A 6,069-nucleotide genomic window follows, 5' to 3' on the forward strand; every position below is an offset into this window, starting at 1 on the left:
CCAATGGCAACATTACTTGATGGTAAACGGGTCTGGGCAGAAAAAAATCTGAACCAGATTTAATCTGACAGACACCTGTATAAATAACCGGTAACTGTCAGATCAGGTCTGAGCTAGTACAATTTAAACGTAGATTATATGCTTCGCTTTCGGCTTTCTGGCAAGAAAAAACGATACGCATTATCTGTACCGTTTAAAGATGGAAGTGACGGGCTAGCAGCGGGCCGGTAAAGGTTTTCTTTAAATAGAAACCGCGAGGTAGCGTCATGATGGGCTGACCAAACTCGCCGATCGCTTGTGTCAGCGCCTTGCTGTTGGCCCCTTTGGGGCGTAATTGTAATACTTCGCCGTGACGCGCGGTGATGCTCTCCACTTTGCCGAGCACAATCAGGTCCATCAGTTCTTCCCAATCCCGACGCAGCAGATCTTCCTCCTCGGGAGAGGGGCTCCAGATAAGCGGCGTGCCGATGTGCCGTTCGCCAAGCGGAATTTCACGCGACCCTTCTACCGGGATCCACAGCACCCGAGCCAACTTATACCGCACATGGCTGCTTTCCCATGTCACACCGCTGTTGCCGGTCAGCGGAGCCACCGACACGAAGGTGGTTTCAAGCGGCCTGCCCCGGTCATCAATCGGAATGGTTTTTAGCTCCACGCCAATATCCGGAAAATCCTGTTCTGGTTTGCTGCCTGCACTGGCACCGAGAAAGCGCTCAAGCAATACACCGATCCACCCTTTGTCGCGTTTAAGGTTGGCTGGCAGCGGCAGATTGGCTTGTACAGCAAGTTCCGCCAGCGTATAGCCGGCAAGCGCATGTGCGCGCTCAAGTAGCGCATGTTCATCGGCAGGTGGTGTTGCAATCGGGTTGGGCATATTCACCTATGAAACAGATCGTCAGGCTGACTAAAAAAAATACAGCATCCATCAGGTTTTTCAACAGGGCGCTGCCGTGCCGAAAGGAAAACAATAATAGCATGATTCATAGCGTGTTTTTTTGTTTATCCCGCCAATGTATCACGTCGGTTTTATCGTTGTTCAGGGATAGACACCGACAATAAACAGGATCTTACACCAGGTTATCCACAGATTTTTGGGATAACCGGGATAAGTCATCACTACTGGTTTGATTTACAGCCTTGACGTCACGAATTTTTGCGATTTTTGTTATTTTATTATGCGATTCTTGCGCTGCATCTGTGGATAAAACCGTCGTGGAGCAATCTTTCACCACTCTGCCGGACAGCGGTTTTCTGTGTGGTTTATTTGCAGTGAATATGTCGTGGGTTAAATCATTATTTTTTGAAAATAAAGGAATAATTTTGAGGTTGTGCGCTGCGGTTTTAACGACAGAGAAAATGTTTTTCGCATGCTTTCATTTGGTTCTGCACAGTGATATCCACAAAAATAGTGAATAAAAGCGCTATGCCTGACGCATGCTGTTTATAACTCTTCCCCTTTCTGTGGGTTAGCAGCAGGTTATTCCTAGAATCAATGCTGTTAAGCAGGGGTTTACCGGGTGACGGGAGTGTGAAACAATCAGGTCATCTTTGCATTGAAAGTTTTCGAGGTAGTCCGGTGATCGATGATGATGGCTACCGCCCTAACGTTGGTATTGTAATCTGCAATCGGCTTGGTGAAGTGCTTTGGGCGCGCCGTTATGGTCAGCACTCCTGGCAGTTCCCGCAAGGGGGCATCAACCCGGGTGAAAGCCCTGAACAGGCCATGTATCGCGAACTGTTTGAAGAAGTGGGACTCAGGAAAAAGGATGTCCGTATTCTGGCTTCAACCCGTAGCTGGTTACGTTACAAATTACCAAAACGTTTGGTGCGTTGGGATACAAAACCGGTTTGTATCGGTCAAAAGCAGAAGTGGTTTCTGCTACAGTTAATGTGCAACGAATCTGATATCAATATGCAAAGCAGCGGCACGCCGGAGTTCGATGGCTGGCGCTGGGTGAGTTACTGGTATCCTGTGCGTCAGGTGGTGTCGTTTAAACGCGACGTTTACCGTCGGGTGATGAAGGAATTTATCAGCCCGGTTATTGGTGGTACAACAGCGCGAACACCGCCAGTTTGATAAAAATGAAGAGTCTTTCATGGTCACGCTGGCGGCGCAAATGGCCGCCATTCTTTCTCTGACGCAAATCAAGGCGCTATTTGGTCAGTATCGGCAAACACGGCTCAAAGCGCTGGTGGCATCAAGCGGCGTAGCGATTGCGCCAGGCTGGATGGACAGCAGTCAGCCCTCACTGGAACTGGTTTTCCCTGCTTCAAGCCTGGATAGCGAGCGTGAGCGTTCGCGTCTGACGCAGGCGCTGGAAGAGGCCAATGCTGAATTCCGCCGTTTCAGTAAACGCTTTAGCGCCAGCGCGCAAAAAGAGAGTGCAGCCATTTTCGAGCTTTATTCCCATTTGCTGAGCGATGCACGCCTCAAGCGCGAGCTGTTTCAGGAAGTGGATGACGGGAATGTCGCCGAGTGGGCGGTAAAACTAGTGATCGAGCGTTTTGCCGCGCAGTTTGCCGTGCTTCAGGATGCCTATTTGCGCGAACGCGCTGGGGATTTCCGCGCGTTGGGTCAGCGTTTATTGTTCCACCTTGACGACAGTGTGACGAGTAGCGATCGCTGGCCGCCACATTTTATTCTGGTGGCCGATGAACTGACGGCAACGCTGCTGGCGGATGTGCCGCAAGACCGGCTGGCCGGTGTGGTCGTGCACGACGGTGCCGCCAACTCTCATGCGGCGATTATGGTGCGGGCGATGGGGATCCCCACGCTGATGGGTGCAGATATTCAGCCGGAGTTATTGCACCAGCGTACCCTGATACTCGATGGCTATCGGGGCGAACTGCTGGTGGATCCCGAGCCGACGCTGTTACAAGAATATCAGCGCCTGTTGAGTGAAGATAATGCGCTGACGCGTCTGGCCGAAGACGATATGCAGCGGCCTGCGGTGCTGAAAAGCGGTGAGCGCATGCAGGTGATGCTCAACGCCGGGCTCAGCGCTGAACATGAGCAGCGTTTTATCAATCTGGTTGACGGCGTCGGGCTGTACCGCACCGAAGTGCCTTTTATGCTACAGAGCGGTTTTCCGTCTGAAGATGAACAGATGGCGCAGTACCAGGGCATGTTGCAGCTTTACCCCTCACGCCCGGTGGTGTTGCGCACGTTGGATATCGGTGCCGACAAACAGCTTCCCTATTTGCCGATCAGTGAAGAGAACCCCTGTTTGGGGTGGCGTGGTATTCGCGTTACGCTCGATCAGCAGGAGATCTTCTTGATCCAGGTGCGTGCGATGTTGCGCGCCAATGCTGAAACCGGCAATCTGCGCATTTTATTGCCGATGATCAGCAGCCTGGACGAGGTGGACGAAGCGTGCCGGCTTATCGCGTAGGCCGCCGCTGAGGTACGGGAACTGGTAGGGCATGCCTTGCCGGAACCGCGTATCGGCGTGATGATCGAAGTCCCGTCTATGCTGTTTTTGCTGCCGCACCTGGCCTCTCGTATCGATTTTGTCTCGGTAGGCACTAACGATCTGACCCAATATTTGCTGGCCGTAGATCGCAATAACCCGCATGTGGCATCACTCTATGACAGCCTGCACCCGTCCATGTTGCAGGCGCTGTCAGGTATTGCTCGCGAATGCCAACGCCTCGATCTTGAAGTCTCCGTCTGTGGCGAAATGGCCGGTGAGGCCATGGGATCGCTGGTATTGACCGGGTTGGGCTATCGCACATTCAGTATGAACGGTCGTAGCGTAGCGCGGGTAAAATACCTGCTGCGTCAATTGGTGCTGGCTGAGGTGCAAGCGCTGACCCAACGTCTTTTGGCGGCGCCTAGCGCCAGCGAAGTACGCCAGTGGATTGCACTTTTCCTCGAAGAGCGCGGTTTGAGTGCGCTGGCCCGCGGTGGGCGCTGACAAAGTGTGTCAACGGTAACATCCTGTTTACATAACTTTTCCTGAGCTTGCACGCTGCGTAGCGGCTGCTTTGTGCTATCATGCGCAACCGCCGCCAGTGCGCAAGGCGTTAATGCCGAGAGTGCGCTGGCAAACAAGGTTTCCCCTTTTCCGACTTCCCGTACCGTGGGATAAACAACGTCGTGAGATAAAACAAACAAGCATGTGGTAATCGATGACAACGAGTTACTTGGCGTTTCCTCAATTTGATCCGGTGATTTTCTCCCTTGGACCCGTTTCGCTCCATTGGTATGGGCTGATGTACCTGGTGGGCTTTGTGTTTGCCATGTGGCTGGCTGTGCGACGGGCGAATAAACCGGGCAGCGGCTGGACTAAAGAAGAAGTGGAAAACCTGCTCTACCTCGGGTTCCTCGGGGTGTTCGTGGGTGGTCGTCTGGGGTATGTCCTGTTCTATGCTTTCCCCTCGTTCATCAGTAACCCGCTTTACCTGTTCAAAGTGTGGGATGGCGGTATGTCGTTCCACGGCGGTCTGGTTGGGGTGATTTGCGTCATGCTGTGGTTTGCCCATCGCACCAAACGCCACTTCTTTCAGGTTGCTGATTTTATCGCTCCGCTGATTCCTTTCGGGCTGGGTGCCGGGCGCTTGGGTAACTTTATCAACGGCGAACTGTGGGGCCGCGTTACTACCGATACGCCGTGGGCGATGCTGTTCCCCGGAGCGCGCAGCGAAGATTTGATGCTGGCGGTAACCAACCCGCAATGGCAGGCGATTTTCAATCAGTACGGCATGTTGCCGCGCCATCCGTCCCAGCTTTATCAGATGGCGCTGGAAGGCATTGCGCTGTTTATCCTGTTAAATCTGTTTATTCGTAAACCGCGCCCGATGGGCAGTGTTTCCGGCTTGTTTTTGATTGGCTACGGTGTGTTCCGCATTATCACCGAATTTTTCCGTCAGCCGGACGCTCAGCTTGGTCTGTTCGGTAATTTCATCAGCATGGGGCAGATTCTGTCGCTGCCGATGGTGTTTGCCGGTATCCTGATGATGGTCTGGGCCTATCGTCGTAAGGCGTAAAAACAGCAATTGCTTGTCGTGAGCGGCGTCCTTGCTGACATCAGCGGGAGGCTGCACGGTGAATTTTTTAATCGTGTCGTGAGGGTGAAATGAAACAGTATCTGGAATTGATGCAGAAAGTGCTTGATGAGGGAACGCCGAAAGGAGACAGAACCGGCACCGGAACCTTATCGATTTTCGGCCACCAGATGCGTTTCAATCTGCAAGACGGTTTTCCGCTGGTGACCACCAAGCGCTGCCATCTGCGCTCAATTATTCACGAGCTGTTGTGGTTCCTCAACGGTGACACCAACGTTGGCTATCTGCACGACAATAAAGTCAGCATTTGGGATGAATGGGCCGATGAGAATGGCGATCTTGGGCCGGTATACGGTAAGCAGTGGCGCGCTTGGGGCGCGGCGGATGGTCGCCAGATTGACCAACTGCAAACCGTGCTGCAACAGTTAAAGCAGGATCCGAATTCACGCCGTATCATTGTTTCTGCCTGGAACGTGGGTGAGTTAGATCAAATGGCGTTGGCACCGTGCCACGCGTTTTTCCAGTTCTACGTGGCGGATGGCAAACTTTCCTGCCAGCTTTACCAGCGCTCGTGTGATGTGTTCCTCGGCCTGCCGTTCAATATTGCCAGTTATGCACTGCTGGTGCATATGATGGCGCAGCAGTGCGACCTTGAAGTCGGCGACTTTGTCTGGACCGGTGGTGACACCCATCTGTACAACAACCATATGGAGCAGACGCATTTGCAACTGAGCCGTGAGCCAAAAGCGCTGCCGAAATTGATCATTAAACGCCGTCCTGCCTCGCTGTTTGACTATCAGTTCGACGATTTCGAAATAGAGGGTTACGATCCGCATCCTGCCATCAAGGCACCGGTGGCGATTTAATCGGCGATTCTGCTCTTCTGCTATCAAGGCTGCTTAGGCGGCCTTTTTTACAGGTTGTTTTCACCTCTCTTTCGGCTTTGTTGAATAAATCAGAACTTGTAACGACTGTGCCCCATCGGGTCGATTGTTACGTGATGCGAATACTGTTCGGCATTCCTAATAGCGTGATCCGGTTAAGCGCTTTGACCATCGCCAT

General features: G+C 52.7%; 4 protein-coding genes and 2 pseudogenes. 4 read left to right on the forward strand and 2 right to left on the reverse strand.

Translation table 11 applies throughout. The features are described from left to right. Positions 1 to 193: 193 nt before the first annotated feature. Positions 194 to 874: a DNA mismatch repair endonuclease MutH gene (mutH, locus tag ACTBDZ_RS14105; protein ID WP_438815789.1), complete on the reverse strand. Its 681-nt coding sequence runs from the start codon at positions 872 to 874 to the stop codon at positions 194 to 196. 702 nt (positions 875 to 1,576) lie between these two features. Here mutH and rppH point away from each other — a divergent pair. The 4 genes and pseudogenes from rppH to thyA all read left to right on the forward strand — a co-directional run bounded on the left by rppH (position 1,577) and on the right by thyA (position 5,873). Next, the gene (gene rppH, locus ACTBDZ_RS14110; RefSeq protein WP_438815790.1) at positions 1,577 to 2,077 is read left to right on the forward strand and encodes an RNA pyrophosphohydrolase; all 501 of its coding nucleotides are present in this window, start codon (positions 1,577 to 1,579) and stop codon (positions 2,075 to 2,077) included. Further along, positions 2,040 to 3,917: pseudogene (ptsP, locus tag ACTBDZ_RS14115) on the forward strand (phosphoenolpyruvate--protein phosphotransferase); the annotation flags it as partial. The gene rppH and the pseudogene ptsP, both read left to right, overlap by 38 nt. A 214-nt stretch (positions 3,918 to 4,131) precedes the next feature. Continuing rightward, positions 4,132 to 4,989 (forward strand): prolipoprotein diacylglyceryl transferase, encoded by an 858-nt coding sequence (gene lgt / locus ACTBDZ_RS14120; RefSeq protein ID WP_438815791.1) that lies wholly within the window; start codon positions 4,132 to 4,134, stop codon positions 4,987 to 4,989. 89 nt (positions 4,990 to 5,078) lie between these two features. Beyond that, the gene (thyA, locus tag ACTBDZ_RS14125) at positions 5,079 to 5,873 is read left to right on the forward strand and encodes a thymidylate synthase (RefSeq protein ID WP_438815792.1); all 795 of its coding nucleotides are present in this window, start codon (positions 5,079 to 5,081) and stop codon (positions 5,871 to 5,873) included. Positions 5,874 to 6,000: 127 nt separating this feature from the next. Here the strand turns inward: thyA and ACTBDZ_RS14130 are convergent. Continuing rightward, a pseudogene (locus ACTBDZ_RS14130) lies at positions 6,001 to 6,069 on the reverse strand (surface-adhesin E family protein); the annotation flags it as partial.

Source organism: Symbiopectobacterium sp. (assembly GCF_051710365.1).
Taxonomy (GTDB): Bacteria; Pseudomonadota; Gammaproteobacteria; order Enterobacterales; family Enterobacteriaceae; genus Symbiopectobacterium.

Bases quoted from the DNA above. Each gene is read 5' to 3' on its own strand.
- mutH (WP_438815789.1), bottom strand. From the start codon at position 874: ATGCCCAACCCGATTGCAACACCACCTGCCGATGAACATGCGCTACTT.
- lgt (WP_438815791.1), top strand. From the start codon at position 4,132: ATGACAACGAGTTACTTGGCGTTTCCTCAATTTGATCCGGTGATTTTC.
- thyA (WP_438815792.1), top strand. From the start codon at position 5,079: ATGAAACAGTATCTGGAATTGATGCAGAAAGTGCTTGATGAGGGAACG.